Source organism: Sphingomonas citri, assembly GCF_019429485.1.
In the GTDB taxonomy this organism is placed as follows: Bacteria; Pseudomonadota; Alphaproteobacteria; order Sphingomonadales; family Sphingomonadaceae; genus Sphingomonas; species Sphingomonas citri.
The window spans coordinates 335,192-359,408 of sequence record NZ_JAHXZN010000003.1; the positions used below are offsets into that span (position 1 = coordinate 335,192).

The following is a 24,217-nucleotide window of genomic DNA, read 5'->3' on the forward strand; positions in this document are numbered from 1 at the left end:
GCTTCACGGAAACTCCGTGAAATCCTGTAAATTACTCATTTCGACGAGACGTGGGCCGAACCGCGGCGGCGCTATTGGTTTCGTAAACTGTTGCTGGCACGACTCGCCCATGAACGCGGCTTCGTCCCTCCATGCCAAGCGCGAGCGCGAGCGACTCGGGGCGCTCGCGCGGCTCCAGACCCTCGACACGCTGGCGGAGCCGATCTTCGAACGGGTCACGCGCGTCGCCGCGCTGGTGATGGGCGTGCCGTACAGCGCGGTGACGCTGCTCGACCAGCACCACGCGCGGTTCACGTCGCATTTCGGCCTCCCCTCGTGCGAGCTGCCGCGCGACGATTCGCTCTGCGCGCATACCCTGGCCTCGACCGAGCTGATGGAGGTGCTCGACCTCGCCGGGGATCCGCGCTTCGTCGATCACCCGATGGTGGCGGGGCATCCGGGGCTGCGCTTCTACGCCGGCGCCCCGCTGGTCACCTCGGACGGGCATCATCTCGGCTCGCTCAACGTGCTCGACTCGCGCCGCCGCGCGCGCCTGTCGCTCACCGAACGCGAGGCGCTGATCGCGCTCGCGCAGATCACGGTGGAGCTGATCGAGACGCGGTTGGCGCGGTCCGCCGGCGAGATCGCGCGGCAGATGGTGGAGAGCGCGCCGGTGGCGGTGCTGTACGCCGACATCACGGGGAAGATCATCTACGCCAACGCGCTCACCGCGGCGATGCTGGGGACGCACCCGCTCGAGCTGATCGGCCGGCCGGCGGAGTCGCTGCTGCCGCGCTGGCACGAGGAGGTGGCGACGCTCGCGCAGGATACCGGCGCCAGCACGCATCACGCCAGCGAGGCGCGCCACGCCGCGGGGTGGACGATCCCGGTCGAGCTGACGCTGTCGAGCTGCAAGCTCGGCGAGCAGATCGGCGGCTATGGCATCGTGATGCGCGACGAGAGCGCGCAGCGCGCACTGGAGCGCGAGAATGCCGAGGCGCACGCCTTCCTCGACACGATCATCGACCATCTGCCCGCGATGCTGTTCGTCAAGGACAGCGCGACCGGGCGCTACCTGCTGACCAACCGCGCCGGCGAGGAGCTGATGGGGCGGCCGCGCGAGGAGATGATCGGGCGCACCGCGCGCGAGCTCTATCCCGCGTGCGGCAGCGCCTATGAGGAGCAGGACCGCGCCGCGCTGGCGAGCCCCAGGTCGGAGCAGCGCTTCGAGAATGAGTTCACCCGCCCCGACGGGCGGCGCGTCAGCCTGCGCACCACGCGGATCGTGCTCGACGGCCCGGACCGGCCCGCGCAATATCTGCTCGGCCTGTCCGAGGACGTCACCGAGGTGCGCCGCGCCGAGGCGGAGATCCTGCGGCTGGCGCATTTCGATTCGCTCACCGGGCTGGTCAACCGCCACAGCTACGTCGACCGGCTCAACGAGCTGATGGCGTCGGGCACCGAGCTGGCGCTGCTCGCGATCGATCTCGATCGCTTCAAGTCGGTCAACGACCAGTTCGGCCATGTCACCGGCGACCTGGTGCTCGCCGCGGTGGGCGAGCGGCTCCAAGGGCTGATCGAGCCGACCGACCTGGTCGCGCGCGCCGGCGGCGACGAGTTCATCGTGCTGGTGATCGGCGACGCCCCCGCCGCGCGCGCGCGCGCCGTGGCGGAGGCGGTGGTCGCGGCGATGGCGCAGCCGTTCCCGACCCCGATGGGCACCGCGCATCTCGGCGCCAGTGTCGGCATCGTGCTGGCGCCGACCCATGCCGCCACCACCTCCGAGCTGCGCCACTGCGGCGACGTCGCGCTGTATCAGGCGAAGAGCAGCGGGCGCGGCGCGATCTGCTTCTACCACCCGTCGCTGGACGAGGCCGCGCGCGACCGTCGCGCGCTCGAGCTCGACCTGCGCGCGGCGATGGAGCGCGGCGAGATCACGCTGATGTACCAGCCGGTGCTCCGGGTCGACACCGGCGCGATGGCGAGCGCCGAGGCGCTGGCGCGCTGGACCCACCCGACGCGCGGCCCGATCCGCCCCGACCTGTTCATCGCCATCGCCGAGGAGAGCGGGCTGATCGTCCCGCTCGGCCGCATGCTGCTGCGCCAGGCCTGCGTCGACGCCGCCAGCTGGCCCGATCACCTGGCGGTCGCGGTGAACCTCTCGCCGGTGCAGTTCCACGCCGGCGACGTCTACGACACGGTGATCGCGGCGCTGGCGGACAGCGGGCTGCCGCCGCACCGGCTCAAGCTGGAGGTGACCGAGAACGTCGTGATGCACGACGTCGAGCGCACCTTCGTCGAGCTGGAGCGGCTGCGCGCCGCCGGGATCAAGATCCTGATGGACGATTTCGGCACCGGCTATTCGTCGCTCAGCTATTTCGAGCGCTTCCCGTTCGACAAGGTAAAGATCGACCAGTCGTTCGTGCGCGGCCTCGACACGTCGCGCGCGGCGGGGGCGATCATCAAGGCGATCGTCGGCCTCGGCGAGGCGCTCGGCATGGCGATCGTGGCCGAGGGCGTGGAGACGTGCGCGCAGCGCGACGCGCTGGTGCTGGCGGGCTGTACGCACCTCCAGGGCTATCTGTTCAGCCGCCCGGTGAGCTCGGCCACCATCGCCGCGTTGGGGGCCGCCGGCCCCGGCGCGCGCTCGCTCGCCGCCTGAGCCGCGCCGCTACATTTCGTCGAGCGCGCGACACGCCCGGTCGTGCCGCGCGCCTATGATGCCCTCAGGGCTCGCCGCGCGGCGGGAGGGGGGTGCGAGTGGACGAGTGGATCCGGCCGTGGCGGCTGTACGCGGACTTCGGCGGACGCGCGACGCGGCGCGACTATTGGTTCTTTCACCTCGGCGCGGCGGGCGTGCTGGTCGCGGTGGGCACCTTGTCGCGGCTGGTCGAGGATTCGCTCGCCTGGCTGATCGCGGCGCTGCGGCTGGGTGAGAGCAACGCCGCCGCGCTGCTGCTGTTCGCGGTCATGCTGATGCCGCTGCTGGCGGTGCCGATCCTGCTGGTGCCGAGTCTGGCGGTGAGTGCGCGCCGGCTGCGCGACCTCGGCCGCTCGCCGCGCTGGCTGCTGCTGCTGGCCGTGCCGTTCGGCGCCGTCGCGCTGCTCGCGCTGCTCGGGCTCGGCCGCGGGGTCGCGGCCGGCGTCGCAACATCGCCGCCCCCGCCGGTCGCGCTCGGCGCCGACGTCTACGAACTCGCCGAGCACGCGCGCCTTCCCGCCTGAGTCACGACGATGGAGGTTCCGATGCTGCCCGCTTATGTCACACGACCCTTCCGGCTCTACGCGGTGTTCCGCGGGCGGTCGACGCGGCGCGAATATTGGTGCTTCGCGGCGGTGGCGCTGATGGGGATGCTGGTCGCTCTCGCCGTCGCCGAGGCGCTGGAGCGTGCGCTTCCCCTCGGCATCGCCACGAAGGACCTGATGGTGCTCCTTTACCTGCCCGTCGTGGTGGCGCTGGGCGTCCCCGGATTGGCGGTGAAGGTCCGCCGACTGCACGATATCGGCCTGTCGGGCTGGTGGCTGCTGATCGGCTTCGTGCCGCTCGTCGGCGGTCTCATCGACCTGTTCTTCGGCCTCAAGCCCGGCGACGCCGGCGAGAACCGCTTCGGCGCCGATCCGCGCGCCACCGGGCCGGCCGCTGACGCACCCGCGGACGTGGCGGCGGGCTGACCTCGGCCGCATGGCTACGCGAACCATCCTCTCCTGAGGAGATGCTCGCGAGACGCGTGTCATCCCGGGCTCGCTGCGGGATCGATCGCGCCGCGAGGGCCTAAGCCATTGCTTCTGCCGAGCTATGGATCCCGGCTCCAGGCCGGGATGACGGTGGGAGGCGCCAGCACAATGAGGCAACCATCCCCTGGCGGGCGAGGATCAGCTGGCCTCGCCGCGCCCCTCTCTCACGCCCCCGCGTCGGTGAGCCGCTCGAGCTGGTCGGGCGAGAGCGTCAGCGCGATCGCGCCGAGCAGCTCCTCGATTTGTCGCGCCGAGGTGGCACTCGCGATCGGCGCGGTGACGCCCGGCTGTGCGATCAGCCATGCCAGCGCGACCTGCGCCAAGGTCGCGCCGGTCTCCTCCGCGACCGAGTCGAGCGCGGCCAGCACCGTGGCGCCCTTGCCCTCGAGCAGCTCGCCCATCTTCGCCCCGCGCACGCTCTGGGAGAGGTCGTCGCGCGTGCGGTACTTGCCGGTGAGGAAGCCCGAGGCGAGGCCGTAATAGGGCACCACCCCGATATTCTCGGTGACGCAATAATCCTGCAGCTCGCCCTCGAACTTGTGGCGGCTGACGAGATTATACTCGGGCTGGAGCACCTGATAGTGCGGCAGCCCGGCGGCGCGCGCGCCTTCCACCGCCGATTTCAGCCGGGCGGCGTGGAAGTTGGAGGCGCCGAGCACGCGCACCTTGCCCGCCTCGACCAGCCGGGCGAACGCCTCGGCGACCGCCTCCTGCGGCTGCGCCTCGTCGTCGCGATGCGCGAAATAGAGGTCGATCCGGTCGGTGCCGAGCCGCCGCAGCGATGCCTCGCACGCCGCCGCGATCCGCGACGGCGCCAGCGCCTCGCCGCCCTCGCCGGGCAGCATGCCGACCTTGGTGGCGATCAGCACGTGGTCGCGCTGGCCGCTGGCGCGAAGCCACTCGCCGATGATCGTCTCGGACTCACCGCCGCGATGGCCGTCGACCCAGGCGGAATAGACGTCGGCGGTATCGATCATCGTGCCCCCGCCCGCGACGAAGGCGTCGAGCACCGCGAAGCTGGCAGCGCGATCGGCGGTCCAGCCGAACACGTTGCCGCCCAGCACCAGCGGCGCGATCTTGAGGTCGGAGGCGCCGAGGCGGCGGAGGTCGGTCATGCGGTCGTCCCGGGCGGGTGATCGCCGCCGCGCGCGACGGGCGCGGCGGCGACGGGGTCGGTCAGGCTCAGTTGTCGCGCAGCTTCTCGCCCGCGCGCACCATCGCGTTGCCGGTCGCGTCGGCGGCGCGGTCGCCGGTGTTGCTGAGCGCGTCGCCGGTGCGATCGCCCGCGTTGCGGAGCGCCGCGCCGGTGCGGTCGAGGCTGTTCTCGGCCGAGTTGAGCGCACGGTCGGTGGCGGCATCGACGTCGTCGACCGCGTTCGAGGTGGTGGCGGCGGTGTCGGCGGCCATCGTGTTCGCCGCCGCGGCGGACTGGTCCTGCGCCTTCTCGCTGCAGGCCGCGAGGCCCAGCGCGGTGGTGGCGGCGAGGGCGGCGATCAGCGTGCGCTTCATGGACATGATTCCCCTGTCGTTACGCCGGCACAATAGCCGGGGATGGGGCGCGAACGCGGCAGCGGGGGGAAAGGGTCCAAGGGCGCGGGTCCAAGCGAAGGGATGGGACGCTGCTCCCTCCCCTTCAGGAGCACGGGGTCGGCCATGCCCCCGGCATGGCCTGAACAGCGCGGGGCGCTGTTCACCCCGAGCTGGCCGGGGTGGGGCCTGTCCACGAGCGCGGCGTTCGCGGAGAGCCCCCACCCCCAACCCCTCCCCTGAAGGGGAGGGGAGATGAACCCCCGAACCTCCGTTTCCCCATCCCGCCATCCATCGTTTGACCTCATATAAAGATATCTTTATATCTGCTCGCCGGATGAAACACGCCCTCGCCATCTTCAGCGCGCTCGCCGACCCGTCGCGGCTGCGCATCGTCGCGCTGCTCGGCGCGATGGAGCTGTCGGTCGGCGAGCTGGCGCAGGTGCTGGGGCAGAGCCAGCCGCGCGTGTCGCGCCACGTCAAGATCCTGTGCGACGCCGGTCTGGCCGAGCGGCGCAAGGAGGGCAGCTGGGTGTTCGTCGCGCTCGGCGACCGCGCGCGGCTCGCGCCCGTGCTCGCCGCGCTCGACTCGCTCGGCGTCACCGAGGAGGCCGCGGCGGATCTCGCGCGGCTGGCGGCGGTGCGCGCCGACCGCGCCGCCGCGGCGGCGGGCTGGTTCGAGGCCAACGCCGCCGAGTGGGACGCGATCCGCTCGCTCCACGTCGCCGAGGAGCAGGTCGAGGCGGCGATGCGCGACGTGCTCGCCGACGCGCCGCTCGGCCGGCTGATCGACATCGGCACCGGCACCGGGCGGATGATCGAGCTGTTCGCGCCCGCCGCCACGCACGCGCTCGGCATCGACAAGAGCAGCGAGATGCTGCGGCTGGCGCGCGCCAAGCTGGGCGAGCAGGGGCTCGCCAACGCCGAGCTGCGCCAGGCCGATCTGTACGCGCTGCCGCTCGGCGACGGCGCGGCGGACGTCGCGATCCTGCACCACGTGCTGCATTTCGCGCAGCAGCCCGGCGCCGCGATCGCCGAGGCGGCGCGCGTGCTGGCGACGGGCGGGCGGCTGCTGATCGCGGACTTCGCGCCGCATGACCGCGAGGAGCTGCGCGCGCGCGACGCGCACACGCGGCTGGGCTTCGCCGACGCGCAGATCGAGCGCTGGTTCGCCGCCGCCGGGCTGCTGCCGGCGCGGACCGAGACGCTCGAGGGCGGCGAACTGACGGTGAAATTGTGGCTCGGCCGGAAGGCCGGCGAGCCGTGGCGAGAGGTGAAGGCGGCATGACATTCTCGGTCAACCAGCTCGAGGAAGCGCGCCGCGCGCTGGACGCGCCGCTCTACGCCGACGTCGGCGGCGACGTGGACGTCAGCTTCGAGTTCTCGCCGCCCAAGAGCGAGAAGTCGGAAGAGACCTTGTGGCAGTCGATCGAGACGCTCTGCCCGCTCGGCCCGCGCTTCCTCTCGGTCACCTATGGCGCGGGCGGGTCGACGCGCGATCGCACCCACGCCACCGTCGCGCGGATCGCGCGCGAGACAGCGGTGCCCGCCGCGGCGCATCTCACCTGCGTCGAGGCGACGCGCGAGGAGATCGACGCGGTGGCGCAGGAATATTGGGCCGCGGGGGTGCGCCACATCGTCGCGCTGCGCGGCGACCCGCCCGCGGGCGCGGCGGACTATGCGCCGCATCCCGGCGGCTATGAGAATGCCGCCGCGCTGGTGGCGGGGCTGCGCCGGCTGCACCCGTTCGAGATCTCGGTGGCGGCCTATCCCGAGTGCCACCCCAGCTCGGCCGATCTGGCGGGCGACCTCGACAATCTCAAGCGCAAGCTCGACGCCGGCGCCAACCGCGCGATCACGCAGTTCTTCTTCGAGGCGGAGACCTTCTTCCGCTACCGCGACGCGGCGGCGGCGGCAGGGATCACGGCCGAGATCGTCCCCGGCATCATGCCGATCGGCAGCTTCGCGGGCGTGCAGCGGATGGCGGCGATGTGCCGCACCGACGTGCCGGGCTGGCTGGTGCGGCTGTTCGAGGGGCTCGACGATCTGCCCGCCGCGCGCCAGCTGGTGGCGGCGACGGTGGCGGCCGAACTGTGCCGCAAGCTCTACGCCGGCGGGGTGAAGCAGCTCCACTTCTACACGATGAACAAGGCCGAGCTGAGCTACGCGATCTGCCACCTGCTGGGGGTGCGGGCGGCACCGCGGCGAGCGGCAGCGGCGGCGTGAGCGCAGCGCGGGCCGGCCTCTCACCCGTCATCCCGGCGCAGGCCGGGATCCGTGGTGCCGCGCGCGCCACGGCCACGGTGCACGCGGCCCGCTCGACCCCGGCCTTCGCCGGGGTGACGGATGCTCTGTAAACGATGACGACCGGCAGGACCTTATCATGACCCCACGTGACACCTTCCTCGCCGAGGCGGCGAAGCGGATCCTGATCACCGACGGCGCCTTCGGCACCGAGATCCAGAACTGGAAGCTCTCCGAGGCGGACTATGCCGGTGCGCTGACGCTGGGCCACGACCAGAAGGGCAACAACGACATCCTCGCGCTGACCAAGCCCGAGGTTCCCGAGTCGATCCACCGCGCCTATTTCGAGGCGGGGGCGGACATCGCCGAGACCAACACCTTCTCCGCCAACCGCATCAGCCAGGCCGACTACGGCGCCGAGGGGCTGGTGCGCGAGATCAACGTCGAGAGCGCGCGCCTCGCCCGCCGCCTCGCCGACGAGTTCCAGGCGAAGGACGGGCGCCCGCGCTTCGTCGCCGGCGCGATCGGGCCGACCAACAAGACGCTGTCGCTCAGCCCCGACGTCAACGATCCCGGCTACCGCGAGATCGACTTCGATTACCTCAAGGACGTCTATCGCGAGCAGATCGACGCGCTGGTCGAGGGCGGCGCCGACTTCGTGCTGATCGAGACGGTGTTCGACACGCTCAACGCCAAGGCCGGGGTGATGGCGGCGATCGAGGCGGGCGAGGCGCTCGGGCGCGACCTGCCGATCATGCTGTCGATGACGCTGACCGATCTCTCCGGGCGCAACCTCTCGGGGCATACGGTGGAGGCGTTCTGGCACGCGATCCGCCATGCCAGGCCGCTGACGATCGGGCTCAACTGCTCGTTCGGCGCGGAGCAGCTGCGCCCGCACGTGCGCACGCTGAGCGCGATCTGCGACACGCTGATCATGGTCTATCCCAACGCCGGCCTGCCCAACGAGCTCGGCGCCTATGACGAGGCGCCCGCGACCACCGCGGGGCTGGTGGCGGAATGGGCCGAGGCGGGGCAGGTCAACGTGCTGGGCGGCTGCTGCGGCTCGACCCCGGCGCATATCGCCGCCATCGCCGAGCGCGTCCGCGGCGTCGCCCCGCGCGCGATCCCCGCGCCGCCGGTGCAGACGCGGCTCGCCGGGCTGGAGCCGTTCACCATGGCAGCGTGACGTACGGCGCTCCCTCCCCTTCAGGGGAGGGCCGGGGTGGGGCGTCGGCGTCTCACCGAGACCGGCGCGCCCGAAGAACCGCCCCACCCCAATCCAGCGGCAGGGTGGTTAGGCCCCCGGCCTAACCAAAAACACGCTGGGCGTGTTTTAACCTGCCGCTCCTGAAAGGGAGAGGGGCTAGAGAGAATGACATGACCGCATCCTCCACCCGCTTCGTCAACGTCGGCGAGCGCACCAACGTCACCGGCTCGGCGGCGTTCAAGAAGATGATCATGGCGGGCGACTATACGCGCGCGGTCGAGGTCGCGCGCCAGCAGGTCGAGAACGGCGCGCAGGTGGTCGACGTCAACATGGACGAGGGGCTGCTCGACGCGCACCACGCCATGACCACCTTCCTCAAGCTGATCGCCGCCGAGCCCGATATCGCGCGCGTGCCGATCATGATCGACAGCTCGAAGTGGAGCGTGATCGAGGCCGGGCTCAAGTGCGTCTCGGGCAAGCCGATCGTCAACTCGATCAGCATGAAGGAGGGCGAGGACCAGTTCCTCCACCACGCCCGCCTGTGCCGCAACTACGGCGCCGCGGTGGTGGTGATGGCATTCGACGAGGTCGGTCAGGCCGACACCCAGGCGCGCAAGGTCGAGATCTGCGCGCGTGCCTATGACCTGCTCACCGGCATCGGTTTTCCGCCCGAGGACATCATCTTCGATCCCAACGTGTTCGCGGTCGCCACGGGGATCGAGGAGCACAACAATTACGCGGTCGACTTCATCGAGGCGTGTCGCGAGATCAAGGCGCGCTGCCCGCACGTCCATATCTCGGGCGGGCTCTCCAACCTGAGCTTCTCGTTCCGCGGCAACGAGCCGGTGCGCCGCGCGATGCACTCGGTGTTCCTGTACCACGCCATCCCCGCGGGCATGGACATGGCGATCGTCAACGCCGGCCAGCTCGACGTGTACGACGCGATCGACCCCGAGCTGCGCACCGCCTGCGAGGACGTGATCCTCAACCGCGACCCCGAGGCGGGCGAGCGGCTGGTCGCGCTGGCCGAGCGCTTCCGCGGCACCGACGCGGTGGCCGAGAAGGCGGCGCAGGAGTGGCGCGGCTGGGACGTGGTCAAGCGGCTCGAGCACGCGCTGGTGAAGGGGATCGACGCGCACGTCGTGGACGACACCGAGGAGGCGCGCGCCGAGATCGCCGCGCGCGGCGGTCGCCCGATCGAGGTGATCGAGGGCCCGCTGATGCAGGGCATGAACGTGGTCGGCGACCTGTTCGGCTCGGGCAAGATGTTCCTGCCGCAGGTGGTGAAGAGCGCGCGCGTGATGAAGAAGGCGGTGGCGCACCTGCTGCCGTACATCGAGGCGGAGAAGGCCGCGGGCGGCGCCGAGCAGCGCGGCAAGGGCCGGATGGTGATCGCCACGGTGAAGGGCGACGTCCACGACATCGGCAAGAACATCGTCGGCGTCGTGCTCCAGTGCAACGGCTTCGAGGTGATCGACCTCGGCGTGATGGTGCCCTGGTCCAAGATCCTCGAGACCGCGCGCGAGCAGGACGCCGACATGATCGGCCTCTCCGGGCTGATCACCCCCTCGCTCGACGAGATGGTGACCGTGGCGGAGGAGATGCAGCGCGCCGGCATGACGATGCCGCTGATGATCGGCGGCGCCACCACCTCGAAGGTGCATACCGCGCTGCGCATCGCGCCGGCGTACACCGGCCCGGTGGTGCACGTGCTCGACGCCAGCCGCGCGGTCGGCGTGGCCACCGCTCTGGTGTCGGAGACGCAGGCGGAGGGCTTCGTCGCCGGCGTCGCGGCGGAATATCAGGCGGTGCGCGACGCGCGCGAGGGCAAGGGCGCCAACGCGCTGCTGCCGCTGGAGGAAGCGCGCAAGCGCGGCTTCGCGGCGGACATGGCGCTCAAGGCGCCCCCGGCGAAGAAGCCCGGCGTCCACGTCTACGACGCCTGGGACCTCGCCGATCTCGCCGACTATATCGACTGGACGCCCTTCTTCCGCGCCTGGGAACTGGCGGGCAATTACCCCGCGATCCTCGACGACGCGGTGGTGGGCGAGAGCGCGCGCTCGCTCTACGCCGACGCGCGCGCGATGCTCGACCGCATCGTCGCGGAGAAATGGCTCACCGCGCGCGGCGTCGCGGGGCTGTGGCCGTGCCACCGCCACGACGACGACGTGTGGGTGCACGACCGCCACAGCGTCGACACGCGCTCGCCCGACGGCGGCAGCGTGCCCGCCGGCATGCACACCCCCGACCTCGACCGTCGCAACGAGCATTCGACGCGGCTGCCGTTCCTGCGCCAGCAGATCGCCAAGCGCGAGGGGCGGGCGAACATGTGCCTCGCCGACTTCGTCGACCCCGCGGGCGACTGGATCGGCGGCTTCGCGGTCGGCATCCACGGCATCGACCCCCATCTCGCGCGCTACAAGCAGGACAACGACGACTATAACGACATCCTGCTCAAGGCGCTGGCGGACCGGCTGGCGGAGGCGTTCGCCGAGCGGCTCCACGCGCACGTGCGCACCGATCTATGGGGCTATGCCCCCGACGAGCAGCTCACCAACGAGGCGATGATCCGCGAGCAGTATCGCGGCATCCGCCCCGCGCCGGGCTATCCCGCCTGCCCCGAGCACAGCCTCAAGCGCACGTTGTTCGACCTGCTCGAGGCGGAGAAGAACGTCGGGCTCGAGCTGACCGAGAGCTACGCCATGCTGCCGACCGCGGCGGTGAGCGGCTTCTATTTCGGCCACGCCCAGGCGGAATATTTCGGCGTGGCGCGGATCGGCGAGGATCAGGTGGCGGATTACGCGCAGCGGCTCGGCGTCGACGTGCGGCAGGCGACACGGCTGCTGCGGCCGAACCTGGATTGAGCGCGCGGGCGCCCCATAGCGGGTAGGTAAACGGGCGCGCCGCCCGGCGCGCGACGCCGCTCCTTCTATCCTTCGTCCTGACAACGGGGCATCGGAAGGAAGACGGATGCGAGCAGCCGGTGCGCGGAGCGGGCGCGCGCTCCTCTTGCTGGGCACGGCGCTGATCGCGGGGCCGGTCACGGCGCAGGTGAGTTCCCAGGCGGCGGCGCGTCGGTTCGGCGGCGCGCCCGACATCGCCGTGGTCGATGCCGTCACGCCCGACGGGGCGGTTGATCCGGCCGACATCAACGGCGTGGGGCAGATCGTGATCGATCACGGCTGGGCCAGCGGCTATTGCACCGGGACGCTGATCGACCCGCGAACGGTCCTCTTCGCCTCGCACTGCGTGAACGGGGACGGGGGCGACACGCCGCAGGACGCGTGGCGCTATGGCAGCGCCGCGGGGCAGATGCCGGTCGCCTTCGCGCTCAAGGCGAACAACGAGGCCGGCGTTCACCGATGGGTGACGACGGGTGAGGGGCAGCACCGGACCGACCCGAGCAACGCGATCTTCTCGCTCAATCAGGTCGTCTATCATCCCGGTGCGGTGAGCATGGGGATGGATCTCGCCGACGTGCAGGCGGACATCGCGATCGGGTCGCTCGACGCGCCCGCGAAGGGCATCCCGACCCGGACGTTGCTGTTCTCGCCCTTGCCCGCGCCCGCCGCGATCGATGCGGCGACCGGGACGGGCTACCACGTGAATGTCACCGGCTATGGCGTTCACGGCGACGGCGGTAGCGGTTATGCCGGGTTCGACCTGCGCCGGCGCTCGGCCGAGAACATGATCGGGCTGCTCACCTCGCTCGACGAGGTCGAGGCCGAGCTCGGCATGCCGCGCGAGGGCCTGCACCAGAACCTCTACTTCCTCGACTTCGACGATCCGCGGCGGCGCGCCACGGGCGACATCAACGTCTTCCGCGATGACGCGCTGCCGGGTGAGGGCGTGCCCGGGTTCGGCGACTCGGGTGGGCCGCTGATCCTCGATCGCCGCTACGCCGAGAAGACCGTCATCGGCGTGCTCTCGGCCGGGCGCTGGCCCGACGACATGCCGCCGGGCAGCTACGGCACCTTCGCTTTCTATCAGCCGCTCTATCTCTACTGGGACTATATCGTCGCCAGCAATCCCTACCGCTACGTCGGCGCGCTGGCGGGCGACGGGCGGTGGAGCGACCCCGCGCACTGGCAGACGCGGGTCGATCCCGCGTATCGCGTGATCGCGGGCGACGGGCTGGTCAACGCGCTGCCGGACGCGTCGGGTGCCGGGGTGGCGCCCGACGCGCATCGGTTCGGCCAGATCTGCGATCAGGAGCCCGCGCTCGGCGTGGATCGCTGCTACGACGTGCGCACGCACGTCCGCTACGACCATGATCGTGCAGCGGGCGTCGCGGGCGATCCGCTCTACCGCGCGGGAAGGCACGCCCGAGCCGCCCCGCTCCCCGCCCCGACGCTCGCCAACGGCCTGCCCGGGGCGACCGGCTTCGTGCCCGACAACGTCGACCCAGATGCGGCCACCCGCCGCAGCGCGCGCTATTTCGACGTGACGCTGTCCGCCCCCGGCACCACCACGCTCGACACCAGCGCCACGGTCGACAAGGTCACCGTCTCGGGCAGCGGGGCGCGGCTGTCGGTCGCGCCGGAGGGCCATCTCACCAGCCTGATCGAGGTCGACCAGCTCGCCGGCTTCGTCCATGTCGACGGCACGCTGACCACGCCGGGCGACTATCTGCTCGTCGCCGGCCGGCTCTCGGGCAGCGGGCGGATCGAGACGCCCTATCTCACCAGCGCGGCCGGCGTGATCGTGCCGGGGCAGGTGGGCACGATCGGCACGCTGCACGTCGGCGGCAATCTGGTGCTCGCGTCGAAGAGCCTGCTGCTGATCGGCGTCGGCGCGGCGGGCGCCGCCGACCGGGTCGCGGTGGAGGGCAAGGCGAACCTCGGCGGCACGGTCGCGCTCGCGCCGGTGGCGGGGCATCGCGTCCGCGCCGGCGACGTCTACACGATCCTGACCGCCGATGACGGCCTCACCGCCCGCTTCGACTCGGCGGCGCGGCTGAGCGCGATCCTCGCGCCGACCTTGCTCTACGACCACACGAGCGTGCGGGCGCGCGTCGACGCCGGGCGCTACGCCGACGTGGTCGCGTCGACGCGCGCGCAGCGCGGTTATGCCACCCTGCTGGATCGCGCGCGGCCGCACGCGGCGGCGCTCGCCGGCGTCTATGGCGTGCTGGACCTGCAGGACGCGCCGACGATCCAGCACACGCTGGAGGCGCTGGCGCCGCGCGCCGAGGGCCTCGACCGCGCGCTTGGCGCGCTCGCGCTCGACACGATGGCGCGCTTCTATCGCGCCAGGCTCGCCGCCGCCGACCCGCGGCGCGGGGCGGCGGGCGCGGGGCAGCTGACGCTCGCGGGCGAGCCGATCCAGCTCGCCGCGGCCGAGGCGGCGCGCCTACCGGGCCAGCCGCCGATCGCGAGCGACACCGCCGCCACCGTCGCGGCGCCGACGCGCCTGCCCGACAGCGTCGCGGCCTATCTCGCGGGGGGCTATCTCGACGGCAGCGCCGCCGCGACCCGCACCGCGCTCGCGCCGCGCGGCCGCGATCCGCTGTCGGGCTGGTATCTCGCCGGCGGGCTGGAGAGCGCGGTCGACGATCGTGCGCTGGTCGGGCTGGGCCTCTCGTTCACCCGCGTGACCGGCAGCACCGCGGTGGCGGGGCAGAGCGCCGAGGGCGAGCTGTACCAGGGCACGCTCTACGGCAAGCTCGCCGCCGCCAACGGATTGTACCTCGACACGCAGGAGAGCGCCGGGCTGTGGCGCCATGCCACCCGACGCACCGCCGACCTGATCGGCAGCGCCACCACGCTGCGCAGCCGCGATCACGCGCTCGCTTATGGTGCGGAGGTCGGTGCCGGGCACGACGGCGCGGTGGGAAGGCTGCGGGTCGGGCCGCGCGTGGCGCTGCGCGCGAGTGCGCTCGATCTGGGGCCGGTGAGCGAGACCGGCGGCGCCGCGGCGCTGCGGCTCGATCGCCGTCGCTACGCCAGCGTGCAGGGACGCGCCGGCGTGGCGCTGTCCGGCGGGGGCACGGTGCGGCCGTGGGCGTCGGTCTATGTGGTGCACGACTTCCGCGATCCGTCGCCGCTGCTCGGCGCCTCGTTCGCCGCGGTGCCGGACACCGACGTCGCCTTCGCGCTGCCCGGGCGCGACCGCGACTGGGGCGAACTCGGCGCAGGCATCGCGCTCGATACCGGGCATGCGACGCTGACGCTCGGCGCCGATACCACGCTTCGGCGGCAGGACGTGCGCGATCAGGCGTACCGCGCCTCGGTACGGGTGCGTTTCTAGAATCCTGTCCATCCGAGTCGAGACCTGCTTCCGCGCATGCGGGAGCCCAACGCCTCGAACGCCGTTACCGCGGCGCCGGGCTTCGGCGTCCACCGGAGCACGCCTCAGCGTCGATGAAGCGGCCGCGGCGCGCCGCGGCGGCGATCGTCAGACCCGTCGGCGCCACGCGGCCGCTCCGCGCGGCTCACGCCTCGCGCGTACCCACCCCGCGGCAGCGGTCGGAGCAGTAGCGCACCTGCTCCCAGTCGCGCGCCCATTTCTTGCGCCACGCGAACGGGCGGTGGCAGCTCGCGCAGATCTTCTCGGGCAGGTGCGGTTTGCGATGCGCCATGCGGCACCAACACGCGAGCGCGCGCGGCGCTCCGCGGCGGTGCTAACCGGATGACAACTTCGCTCCTTTACCAGCCGGCGCACCGCTTCCCGAGAGTGATCGCGCGCCGCCATGACCCAGATCCGTTCCCTCGCGCCGCTCGCCGCGGTGTTCCTGCTCGCCGGCTGCGGCGGCGGCAGTGGCCAGACCGGCGCCGCCAGCGCGGTGACGGTCGTGCCCTCCGCCGCGCCGGTCGCCACCCCCGCGCCGACGCCGTCGCCGACGGCGACCCAGACGCCGACGCCCGCTCCCGCGCCGACCCCCACGCCGGCGACGGTCGCGATCCCGCCCGCGGCGGCGCCCAGCTTCCAGTCGGTGGTCTATGTCGGCAACGACGTGCCCGACCTCGCCGCCTATGAGGCGTGGCTCGGCCGGCCGACCGACGGCGTGCAATTGTTCAGCGGGCGCAACGGCTGGGCCGACTGGTCCGACTCGATCGGCTGGCTCGCCGACCGCTGGAAAGGGGTCGCGCGGACGCGTTACTGGTCGATCCCGCTGTTCGCCGAGGGCGGTACGCTCGCCGCCGCGGCGGCGGGCGACTATGACTCGCGCTGGCGCGGCGCCGCGGCGACCTTGCTCGCCGCCAGCCCGGGCGACTCGACCATCGCGGTGCGCACCGGCTGGGAGTTCAACGGCGACTGGCAACCCTGGGCGGCCAAGGGCAAGGAGGCCGACTATCGCGCCGCCTATCGCCGCTTCGTCGCCAGCTTCCGCGCGGTGTCGGACCGCTTCCGCTTCGAATGGACCCCCAACGTCGGCGACTTCGGCACCAACCCCGAGGACAGCTATCCCGGCGACGACGTCGTCGACCTGATCGGCATGGACTTCTACTACAATCACGAGTGGGACCCGGCCGACCCGGTCGCCGCCTTCAACTACAAGGTGTCGGAGCGCTACGGCCTGGCCTGGCACCAGGACTTCGCGGCGCGCCACGGCAAGCCGACAGCCTACGCCGAATGGGGCGTCAGCCGCGATTCGGACGCGCCCTACGTCACGCTCGCGCTCGCCTGGTTCGCCGCGCACCAGGTGGTCTACGCGTCCTACTGGAACTCGAACGCGGCCTATGCGGGCAAGCTGAGCGAGGGCCAATATCCCGCGGTGGCCAGCGCCTATCGCGTGCTGGGCGCGCGGTGACGGCGAGCAAGCGGTTGGAAAAACGTTGATCCTTTCGCCGGGCCGGTTGCGCTCGGGGCGGCGCCGCGGCTAAGCGCGCGCCGCTCCCTTTCTGGGAGCAAGGGGGATCCATGCGTTCATATCGTCTCGCGGCACTCGCCGCCGCGCTCACGTGCCTCTCCGCCCCGGCGGCGGCGCAGCTCACCGCCGAGGCCAATGGCGCGCGCGCCGAGGACCATTGGGGCGGCGAGCTCGGCGTCGGCTATGGCCTGGGGATGGCCGGCTTCAAGCTCACGCCGATGGTCGGCGCCTTCCTCTACGCCGGCGACACGGACCGCTACGTCCGCGACGACAACGGCGGCAACGCGCGCTGCCGTGACAGCGCGACCGGGCGCTACGCCGACGACGACCGTTGCGACAACACGGTGGTGAAGCCCTATGCCAAGCTCGAGGCCACCTATGCCGTCCCGTTGGTCGCGACGCTGGGCGCGGGGCTGCGCGTGAGCGAGGCGGACACCACGCCGTACGGCACGGTGGCGTTCACGCTCGCGCCGCTGGTGAAGCTCAAGGGCAACGTCGGCGACGGTTATTACGCGCTCGGGCTACGCGTCGGGCTCTGATCACCCTTTCGGGCCAGTGTGCCGGCGGTGCGACGTCGCCCCGCGTCGCGGTCCCGGCGAAGGTCGCGCGCGCCGTCAGTGACTTGCGGGCTGAACCCGCGCGACGCGCGTGGGCGCGGCTGAACCGCGGCTAACGCGCGCATTCAGCCCGCGCTCAAGCGCCGGCTTCTATCACGATCCTCGTCGCGGCCCATCGGGGCACGGCGGGGTGAGGGACAGGAGCTGGAGTGATGCTGGGGAAATTCTCGGTCGCCATGGGATCGGTCGCGCTGGCGGTGGCGGCGCTCACCCCGGTGGCGGCGCAGGCACAGCGCTACCACGAGCGCGAGGTCTACGAGCGCGACTATGACACGCGCGACGACGACCAGCGCCGCTACGACGACGACGGCTACCGCGACCATGCGCGCGCCTATCGCCGCGCCTACCGCGACGGCTGGAACCGCGAGCCCGCCTATGGCTACGACGACCGCGACCGCGGCTATGAGCGCTACGAGCGTCGCGTCTACGACGACCGCGGCCGCTACGACGACCGCCGCTATCGCTACGGCGGACGATGCCAGAGCGGCACCACCGGCTCGATCGTCGGCGCGATCGCGGGCGGGCTGCTCGGCCGCACGATCGACCGCGGCGGCGACCGTACGCTGGGCACGGTGCTCGGCGCCGGCGCGGGCGCGCTCGCGGGCAATGCGGTGGAGCGCGCCGACAACGGCGACTACTGCCGGCGGTGAGGCGGGGAAGGGGAGGAGCGGGGTGCACCGCCCCGCTGCCTTTCTCCTTCGGCCGATGCGAGCCCCCTCTACTAGCCCTACCGTCATCCCGGACGGGGTCCGGGATCCACGGGTCCGCGTACCTGTCAGGCGTTGCTCACGCGGAAGGCTGGATCCCGGACCACGTCCGGGAAGACGCAAGATGAAGGGCGGCAGGGAAGGTGTTCCGCTCGCTTTCGCGGAGACGGCCGGAGGTACCTTGCCACCAGCTCACCCCGCCGCCTCGGCGTGGCGCACGATCTCCTCGCACAGCGCGTGCGTCCGCAGGATCGCGTCGGCGTCGACCGGGCGGCGCTCGCGCGCGGCGGTGAGGAAGGCGTCGCACATCGCCTCGAAGCCGCGCTGACGCGCCACCGCGGTCCAGTCGCCGCGCCGCCGTCGCTGCTGCGTCCCGGCCGTGTCGATCCGCTCGGCGAGGTCGAGCACAACGTGGCGCTCGCCCGCGCCGATCACGTCGAGCCGCTCCTCGTCGAGCCCGCTGTCACGGTGCATCAGGCCGATCGCGCCGAAGCCGTCGCCCGCCAGCGTGAGCGTGACCGCGTGGAGCAGCCCGTCCGCCACCTGCGTCTCGATCGCGTGCCGCCGCACCGCGCCGGGCACGAGGAAGAGCAGCGTGTCGACGACGTGGATGAAGTCGTCGAACACCACCCGCCGCGCGTGATCGGGCTGGCGATGGCGGTGCTTCTCCAGCGTGATCAGCGTGCCGCGGCCGCGCAGCGCGGCGTAATCGGGGGCGAAGCGGCGATTGAAGCCGAGCACGAGCGGCGTGTCGCGGCGGCGCGCCCGGTCCACCAGCGCCTCCGCCGCGGCGAGCGTGTCGGCGAGCGGCTTGTCGACGAAGGTGGCGACGCCGCGATCGAGCAGCGCCGCCACCAGTTCCGGGTGCGCGGGCGTGGCGGCGTGGACGAAGGCGGCGTCGAAGCGCGTGGCGGCGAGCGCCGCGTCGAGGCTGGCGTGGTGATGCGGCAGACGGTGCTGGCGCGCGACCTGGTCGCGCACCGCGGGATCGCGCGTGGCGACGTGCAGCTCGATGTCGCCGCGTGCCGCCAGCACGGGCAGGTACGCCTTGCGGGCGATGTCGCCCAGTCCCACCATCAGCACGCGCATCATCGTCTCCGCCGGTCGCGACCGTGCCGTAGCAAGCGACCGGCGCGAGCGGCAGATGGCGCGTGCGGGCGGGCGAAAGTCCTTCTCCCGCCCGCCGCGCGGCTCACTTCCTGGTGCGCGCGCGCTTCGGCGCCGCGGCGGCGGCGGTGTCCTCCTCCTCGTCGGGCTGTTCCTCGCCCGCCTCGGTCAGCGCCTCGCCGAGCGCCTTGAGCTTGTCCTGCTGCTTGTCGGCCTTGTCCGCGATCTTGGTCGTCGCGGCGCCGAGGCGGTGGAGCAGGTCGTGCACGCGGTCGGCGTCGGGCTCGTCCTTCTCCAGCTGCTTGCGCAGCGAGGCGAGGTCGCGGAGGATGCCCTTGGCGCCGGGCGTGTCGACCTCGGCCAGCGCGGCCTCCCAGTCCTCCACCATCGTCGCACCCTTGGCGGGCTTGGTGCTCTCCAGCCCGCGGTTGATCGCGTTCATCGTTCCGGCGAATTTGACGGCCATGGGGCTTCCTTCTCATCGCCGGGTCAGTCCGGCGCTCGTCAACGACGCGTGCGCGGAAAAGAACCCAAGTCTTTCAACTAAATCAGCCGGAGCCGCGGGCGCCGCGACGCATTATGCCTGTGTCGCCACCGGGAGACGATGATGAAGGCCGCGCTGCTCGCTTATGCCCTGTTCCTCCCGCTGAGCGCGGCGGCGCAGAGCAGCCCCGAGGACGATGACAAGCGCCCGGTCGCCGCGCATTTCTACGAGCTCACCCCGCGCACGCCCGGCGCCGACTTCGCCGCCGCGCTGCGCGTGCCGCGCGGCTATCGCGTCGCGACGTGGGCGAGCGACCTCGGCAACGCGCGGATGCTCGCGGTCGCGCCCGACGGCTCGGTGTACGTCAGCCGCCGCTCCGAGGCCGACATCATCCGCCTGGTCGACGCCGACGGTGACGGTCGCGCCGACGGCCCGCCGACCGTGATCGTCAACCGGCCGGGACTGCACGGGCTGACGATCCACGGCGGGCAGCTCTATTTCATGACCGCGCACGAGGTGTTCCGCGCGCCGCTCCGGCCCGACGGCGGGATCGGTGCGGTGGAGACGCTGATCGACGACCTGCCCGACGCCGGGCAGCACCTCAACCGCACGCTCGCGGTCGGCCCCGACGAGATGCTGTACATCAGCGTCGGCTCGACCTGTAACGCGTGCGACGAGTCGAGCCAGGAGAATGCGACGCTGCTGCGCGCCAGCCTCGACGGCAAGCGCCGCTCGGTGTGGGCCTCGGGGTTGCGCAACACGATCGGTTTCGGCTGGCACCCGCGCACCGGCGCCTTGTGGGGCTGGGACCAGGGGATCGACTGGCTCGGCAACGACATGCAGCGCGAGGAGATCAACCTGATCGAGCGCGGCCACCGCTACGGCTGGCCCTATGTGTTCGAGGACGGGAAGCGCAACCCGCAGGACGAGCCGCCCGGCGGGCTCACCGCGGCGCGCTGGGCCGCCGCCTCGACCGCACCGACGCTGATGCACGTCGCGCACTCGGCCGGGATGCAATGGGCCTTCCACCCGGGCGGCGGCTTCGGCCCCGACGCCGCCGGCGACGCCTTCGTCGCGCTGCGCGGCAGCTGGAACCGCAAACCCGCCTCGGGCTACGAGCTCGCCCGCGTGCGCTTCGACGCCGCCGGGCGCCCGACGCGCGTGGAGAGCTTCGTCAGCGGCTTCATGAGCCGCGACGGCACCAGCCAATATGGCCGCCCGTGCGGCGTGGCGGTGCTGCGCGACGGCTCGCTGCTGCTCTCCGACGACGCCAACGGCATCCTCTACCGCATCAGCTACGACGGCGCGGCGGGGCAGGCCGCGCCGCTGGCGCCGCCGGCGGGGCCGATGCGCGAGCAGGCGGCGCGCGGCACCGACGTGCCGCTCGCGCTGGCGCGGCCCGAGACCGCGGCGCGCGGCGCGACCTTCAAGGTGACCGCCGACGCCTTCGCCGACCAGGGCATGATCCCGCGCGAGCACAGCGAGTACGGCCTCGGCATCTCGCCCGCGCTGCGCTGGGGCGCGGTGCCCGGCGCGGCGAGCTACGCGATCCTGGTCGAGGATCCCGACGGCTCGGCCAAGCCGGTGGTGCACTGGCTGGCGTGGAACATCCCGGCGGGCACGCGCGCGCTGCCCGCGGGGCTGCAGGAGCGCGATCGGCTCAGCGGCGGCGCGCTGGAGGGCATGATGCAGGGCGCGACGACGCGCGGCACGGTCGGCTGGTACGGCCCGCGCCCGCCGAAGGGGGATCGACCGCACCCCTACCACTTCCAGGTGCTGGCGCTCGACCGCGCGCTCGACCTGCCGCTCGGCGCGACGCGCGACCAGCTGCTCGCCGCGGCGGCCGGGCACGTGCTCGCGCGCGGCGAGACGGTGGGGCGCTACGCCGAGGCGGCGGCGCGATGACCGAGGACGCCGCGCGCGCGCTCCTGCGCGACGATCAGCCCCCCGCCGCGGGCGGTCTCCTCCGCGCGTTGTGGCACGGCGCGCGCGGCGAGTGGGACGCGGCGCACGCGATCGCGCAGGACGATCCGAGCGCCGCGGGTGCCTGGGTCCACGCCTGGCTCCACCGCGTCGAGGGCGACGACGCCAACGCGGGCTATTGGTACCGCCGCGCTCGCCGCCCCGTCGCCGCGGGGCCGACCGACGCCGAGGCGCGCGCGATCACCGCGGCGCTGCTAGGCGAGAGGTAGGCCATTCGACCGATCCTCCCCTGCAAGGGGAGGTGGCAGGCCGTAGGCCTGACGAAGGGGTGTCCACGTCGGCGACGTCGCGCCCCCTCACGCCGCGCGTCACCCCTCCGTCAGCGCTGCGCGCTGCCACCTCCCCTTGCAGGGGAGGATCGTAAGCCTCTTGATTATCGGTACAAGCTAGCACCAGCGGATATCCCGCCGCGCCCGGCGGTTCACTCGGCATGCCCCGCCTCCCCCTCGCCGCCGCGCTCTGCCTCGCTCCCGCCGCCGCGGTCCTCCCCGCGACCGCGTCCGCGCGCGACGTCGCGCTCGGCGCCGACCTCGAGCGCTTCGCCTATCCCGCGCCGGTGCACTGGTTCGCCGCCGAGTCGCAGGGCGCGCGCGTGCGGATGGCCTATCTCGACGTGCCGCCGTCCGCCGCGCCCAACGGCCGCACGGTGGTGCTGCTCCACGGCAAGAACTTCTGCGCCGCCACCTGGTACGACACCGCGCGACGCCTCGCCGCGGCGGGCTATCGCGTGATCGCGCCCGACCAGATCGGCTTCTGCAAGTCCTCCAAGCCAGCGGGCTATCAGTATAGCTTCCATACCATGGCGGCGCTGACGCATGGGCTGCTGGAGCGCGCGGGCGCGGGGCGGGTCGTGCTCGTCGGCCATTCCACCGGCGGCGTGCTCGCCGTGCGCTTCGCGTTGCTCTATCCCGACCGGGTCGAGCGGCTGGTGCTGGTGAACCCGCTCGGGCTCAACGACACGCTCGCCGAGAGCGTGCCCTACACCGACCTCGGTGCGCTGCGCGCGGAGGAAGCGAAGACCAGCGCGGCGACGATCAAGGCCTATCAGCTCCGCAACTATTATCACGGCGACTGGCGCCCCGGCTACGATCGCTGGGTGGCGATGCTGGCGGGGCAATATGCCGGCGCCGACGGCGACCGGGTGCGCGACGCGCAGGCGCGCCTGTCCGACATGATCCAGACCCAGCCGGTCGCCGCCGAGCTGCCGCGGCTGACGGTCCCGACCGTGCTGCTGATCGGGCAGCGCGACCGCACCGCCTTCCGCGCTGGCTCGGCGCCGCCCGAGCGACGCGCCGCGGTGCGCACGGTGCCGCAGGCGGCGGAGCAGGCGGTGGCGCGCATCCCGGGCGCGCGGCTGGTGCGGCTCGACGCGCTCGGCCATGCGCCGCAGGTGGAGGATCCGGACGCCTTCGGGGCGGCATTGCGGGACGCGATCGCGCCGATCGAGCGCTGAGCGGGCGGCGCCGGCGTGGCGCCGCGACGCTGTCGCCGCCGGCGTGCCAGACCGCGACACGGCGAGCGGCGGGGGACGAAAAGGGAGTGCCGCGTGGTGGGTCCGCCGGGGCTCGAACCCGGGACCTCTCGATTAAAAGTCGCTTGCTCTACCGACTGAGCTACGGACCCTCACGCGGTGCGCGCCGGCCTAGGCACCGCGCGCGGCTTGGTCAACCGGGCATGGAGCTGGCGCAGCGTCCGCCCGCTCGCCGGGTCGCGCCAGCGCGGTGCCAGCGCGGCGGCGGGCGCCAGCACGAAAGCACGCGCGCGATAGGCGGGGTGCGGGATCGTCAGCCGCGGCGAGCGCCACCGCCCGCCCGACCACAGGATCACGTCGAGGTCGATCACGCGCGCGCCCCAGCGCCGGCCGCGGCGCCGCCCGAACGCGCGCTCGATCGCCTTGAGCCGCGCCAGCAGCGCCTCGGGTGCCTCGTCGCTCGCGATCAGCGCCGCACTGTTGGCGAAGGTGCGGCTCGACGGGCCGAGCGGCGCGCTGGCACAAATCGGCGCCGCGGTGCCGCCGAGCAGCGCCAGCGCCGCCGCCACTTCCGCGCGCGGCGCGCCGTGACGACCGCGCCGGTTGCTGCCGACGCCGATGAGATAGCGCTGCGCGTCGCTTGTCCGCTCCATGCCGCTGCGCCTATCGCACCGCGATGGACTTGGCACCCTCTCCGCTCGCCGCGACCGAGCCGCCGCGCGACTGCCCGCGCTGCCCGCGCCTCGTGGCGCTGCGCGAGCGGCTGCGCGTCGAGCAGCCCGACTGGTGGAACGCACCCGTGCCCGCACTGGGCGAAGCGGCGGCGTGGCTGGTGATCGTCGGGCTCGCGCCCGGCCGCACCGGCGCCAACCGCACCGGTCTCGCCTTCACCGGCGACGCCGCGGGCGCGCTGCTCTTCGCGACGCTGGCGCGCCTCGGCCTGGCGAGCCCCGATCCGGACGGCGGCGCGCCGACGCTGGCGGGCGCGCTGATCCTCAACGCGGTGCGCTGCCTGCCGCCCGAGAACAAGCCGACGCCCGAGGAGGCGCGCGCGTGCCGCCCCTTCCTCGCCGCGGGGGCGGCGGCGCTGCCCGCGGTGCGCGTGTACGTCGCGCTGGGGCAGCTGGCGCACCAGTCGACGATCAAGGCGCTCGGTGGGCGGCTGCCGAAGGCACGCTTCGCACACGGCGCCGAGCACCGCCTGCCCGACGGGCGCGTGGTGATCGATAGCTACCACTGCTCGCGCTACAACCAGCAGACCGGGCGGCTGACCCCGGCGATGCTCGAGGCGGTGTTCGCGCGCGCGGTCGCGCTACGCGAGGGCTGAGGGGAGGCCCGTCGCG

General features: G+C 72.6%; 21 protein-coding genes and 1 tRNA gene. 15 read left to right on the forward strand and 7 right to left on the reverse strand.

Annotated features, from left to right (window positions below):
- Positions 1 to 109 precede the first annotated feature (109 nt).
- From KZ820_RS11965 to KZ820_RS11975, 3 genes are all read left to right on the forward strand, one after another.
- The gene (locus KZ820_RS11965; protein WP_219748833.1) at positions 110 to 2,641 is read left to right on the forward strand and encodes a sensor domain-containing phosphodiesterase; all 2,532 of its coding nucleotides are present in this window, start codon (positions 110 to 112) and stop codon (positions 2,639 to 2,641) included.
- 98 nt (positions 2,642 to 2,739) lie between these two features.
- Positions 2,740 to 3,204 (forward strand): DUF805 domain-containing protein, encoded by a 465-nt coding sequence (locus KZ820_RS11970; protein WP_219748834.1) that lies wholly within the window; start codon positions 2,740 to 2,742, stop codon positions 3,202 to 3,204.
- Between the two features lie 21 nt (positions 3,205 to 3,225).
- Entirely contained in the window at positions 3,226 to 3,651 is a 426-nt protein-coding gene (locus KZ820_RS11975; RefSeq protein ID WP_219748835.1) for a DUF805 domain-containing protein, read from the forward strand.
- A gap of 227 nt (positions 3,652 to 3,878) precedes the next feature.
- On the opposite strand, the gene KZ820_RS11980 is transcribed toward KZ820_RS11975, so the two are convergent.
- Together KZ820_RS11980 and KZ820_RS11985 are read right to left on the reverse strand one after the other, a co-directional pair.
- A complete protein-coding gene (locus tag KZ820_RS11980) occupies positions 3,879 to 4,829 on the reverse strand; it encodes an aldo/keto reductase (RefSeq protein ID WP_219748836.1) in 951 nt (316 codons plus the stop codon).
- Positions 4,830 to 4,896: 67 nt separating this feature from the next.
- The gene (locus tag KZ820_RS11985; RefSeq protein WP_219748837.1) at positions 4,897 to 5,223 is read right to left on the reverse strand and encodes a hypothetical protein; all 327 of its coding nucleotides are present in this window, start codon (positions 5,221 to 5,223) and stop codon (positions 4,897 to 4,899) included.
- 355 nt (positions 5,224 to 5,578) lie between these two features.
- Here KZ820_RS11985 and KZ820_RS11990 point away from each other — a divergent pair, with 355 nt between their 5' ends.
- The 5 genes from KZ820_RS11990 to KZ820_RS12010 all read left to right on the forward strand — a co-directional run bounded on the left by KZ820_RS11990 (position 5,579) and on the right by KZ820_RS12010 (position 14,941).
- Positions 5,579 to 6,529 (forward strand): ArsR/SmtB family transcription factor, encoded by a 951-nt coding sequence (locus tag KZ820_RS11990; RefSeq protein WP_219748838.1) that lies wholly within the window; start codon positions 5,579 to 5,581, stop codon positions 6,527 to 6,529.
- A complete protein-coding gene (gene metF / locus KZ820_RS11995; RefSeq protein ID WP_219748839.1) occupies positions 6,526 to 7,467 on the forward strand; it encodes a methylenetetrahydrofolate reductase [NAD(P)H] in 942 nt (313 codons plus the stop codon). Before KZ820_RS11990 ends, metF begins: the two co-directional genes overlap by 4 nt.
- A gap of 157 nt (positions 7,468 to 7,624) precedes the next feature.
- Positions 7,625 to 8,671, forward strand: a complete 1,047-nt coding sequence (locus KZ820_RS12000) for a homocysteine S-methyltransferase family protein (RefSeq protein WP_183945858.1) — start codon at positions 7,625 to 7,627, stop codon at positions 8,669 to 8,671.
- Positions 8,672 to 8,862: 191 nt separating this feature from the next.
- Positions 8,863 to 11,556: a methionine synthase gene (metH, locus tag KZ820_RS12005; RefSeq protein WP_219748840.1), complete on the forward strand. Its 2,694-nt coding sequence runs from the start codon at positions 8,863 to 8,865 to the stop codon at positions 11,554 to 11,556.
- A 106-nt stretch (positions 11,557 to 11,662) separates the two neighbouring features.
- On the forward strand, positions 11,663 to 14,941 hold the full coding sequence (locus KZ820_RS12010; protein WP_219748841.1) for an autotransporter domain-containing protein: 3,279 nt from the start codon (positions 11,663 to 11,665) through the stop codon (positions 14,939 to 14,941).
- A gap of 184 nt (positions 14,942 to 15,125) precedes the next feature.
- On the opposite strand, the gene KZ820_RS12015 is transcribed toward KZ820_RS12010, so the two are convergent.
- Positions 15,126 to 15,272, reverse strand: a complete 147-nt coding sequence (locus KZ820_RS12015) for a DUF2256 domain-containing protein (protein WP_219748842.1) — start codon at positions 15,270 to 15,272, stop codon at positions 15,126 to 15,128.
- Between the two features lie 111 nt (positions 15,273 to 15,383).
- Here KZ820_RS12015 and KZ820_RS12020 point away from each other — a divergent pair, with 111 nt between their 5' ends.
- From KZ820_RS12020 to KZ820_RS12030, 3 genes are all read left to right on the forward strand, one after another.
- Positions 15,384 to 16,445, forward strand: a complete 1,062-nt coding sequence (locus KZ820_RS12020) for a glycoside hydrolase family 26 protein (RefSeq protein WP_219748843.1) — start codon at positions 15,384 to 15,386, stop codon at positions 16,443 to 16,445.
- 110 nt (positions 16,446 to 16,555) lie between these two features.
- On the forward strand, positions 16,556 to 17,044 hold the full coding sequence (locus tag KZ820_RS12025; protein ID WP_219748844.1) for a hypothetical protein: 489 nt from the start codon (positions 16,556 to 16,558) through the stop codon (positions 17,042 to 17,044).
- A 230-nt stretch (positions 17,045 to 17,274) separates the two neighbouring features.
- Entirely contained in the window at positions 17,275 to 17,772 is a 498-nt protein-coding gene (locus KZ820_RS12030) for a glycine zipper 2TM domain-containing protein (protein ID WP_219748845.1), read from the forward strand.
- A 249-nt stretch (positions 17,773 to 18,021) separates the two neighbouring features.
- Here KZ820_RS12030 and KZ820_RS12035 read toward each other — a convergent pair whose 3' ends face one another.
- Positions 18,022 to 18,921 (reverse strand): Gfo/Idh/MocA family protein, encoded by a 900-nt coding sequence (locus KZ820_RS12035; protein WP_219748846.1) that lies wholly within the window; start codon positions 18,919 to 18,921, stop codon positions 18,022 to 18,024.
- A 100-nt stretch (positions 18,922 to 19,021) separates the two neighbouring features.
- Positions 19,022 to 19,402 carry a hypothetical protein gene (locus tag KZ820_RS12040; protein ID WP_219748847.1) on the reverse strand — a complete coding sequence of 127 codons (381 nt, stop codon included), beginning with the start codon at positions 19,400 to 19,402 and terminating at the stop codon, positions 19,022 to 19,024.
- A gap of 138 nt (positions 19,403 to 19,540) precedes the next feature.
- Here KZ820_RS12040 and KZ820_RS12045 point away from each other — a divergent pair, with 138 nt between their 5' ends.
- From KZ820_RS12045 to KZ820_RS12055, 3 genes are all read left to right on the forward strand, one after another.
- On the forward strand, positions 19,541 to 21,325 hold the full coding sequence (locus KZ820_RS12045; protein ID WP_219748848.1) for a YbhB/YbcL family Raf kinase inhibitor-like protein: 1,785 nt from the start codon (positions 19,541 to 19,543) through the stop codon (positions 21,323 to 21,325).
- Complete coding sequence (locus KZ820_RS12050) at positions 21,322 to 21,612, forward strand: hypothetical protein (RefSeq protein ID WP_219748849.1); 291 nt, start codon at positions 21,322 to 21,324, stop codon at positions 21,610 to 21,612. The genes KZ820_RS12045 and KZ820_RS12050 overlap by 4 nt, the downstream gene beginning before the upstream one ends.
- A 221-nt stretch (positions 21,613 to 21,833) precedes the next feature.
- Positions 21,834 to 22,856 carry an alpha/beta fold hydrolase gene (locus tag KZ820_RS12055; RefSeq protein WP_219748850.1) on the forward strand — a complete coding sequence of 341 codons (1,023 nt, stop codon included), beginning with the start codon at positions 21,834 to 21,836 and terminating at the stop codon, positions 22,854 to 22,856.
- A 94-nt stretch (positions 22,857 to 22,950) separates the two neighbouring features.
- Here the strand turns inward: KZ820_RS12055 and KZ820_RS12060 are convergent.
- A tRNA-Lys gene (locus tag KZ820_RS12060) sits at positions 22,951 to 23,026 on the reverse strand.
- Positions 23,027 to 23,527: a 2-amino-4-hydroxy-6-hydroxymethyldihydropteridine diphosphokinase gene (folK, locus tag KZ820_RS12065; RefSeq protein WP_219748851.1), complete on the reverse strand. Its 501-nt coding sequence runs from the start codon at positions 23,525 to 23,527 to the stop codon at positions 23,027 to 23,029.
- Between the two features lie 23 nt (positions 23,528 to 23,550).
- On the opposite strand from folK, the gene KZ820_RS12070 reads away from it, so the two are divergent.
- The gene (locus tag KZ820_RS12070; RefSeq protein WP_219748852.1) at positions 23,551 to 24,201 is read left to right on the forward strand and encodes a uracil-DNA glycosylase; all 651 of its coding nucleotides are present in this window, start codon (positions 23,551 to 23,553) and stop codon (positions 24,199 to 24,201) included.
- Positions 24,202 to 24,217: the final 16 nt, after the last annotated feature.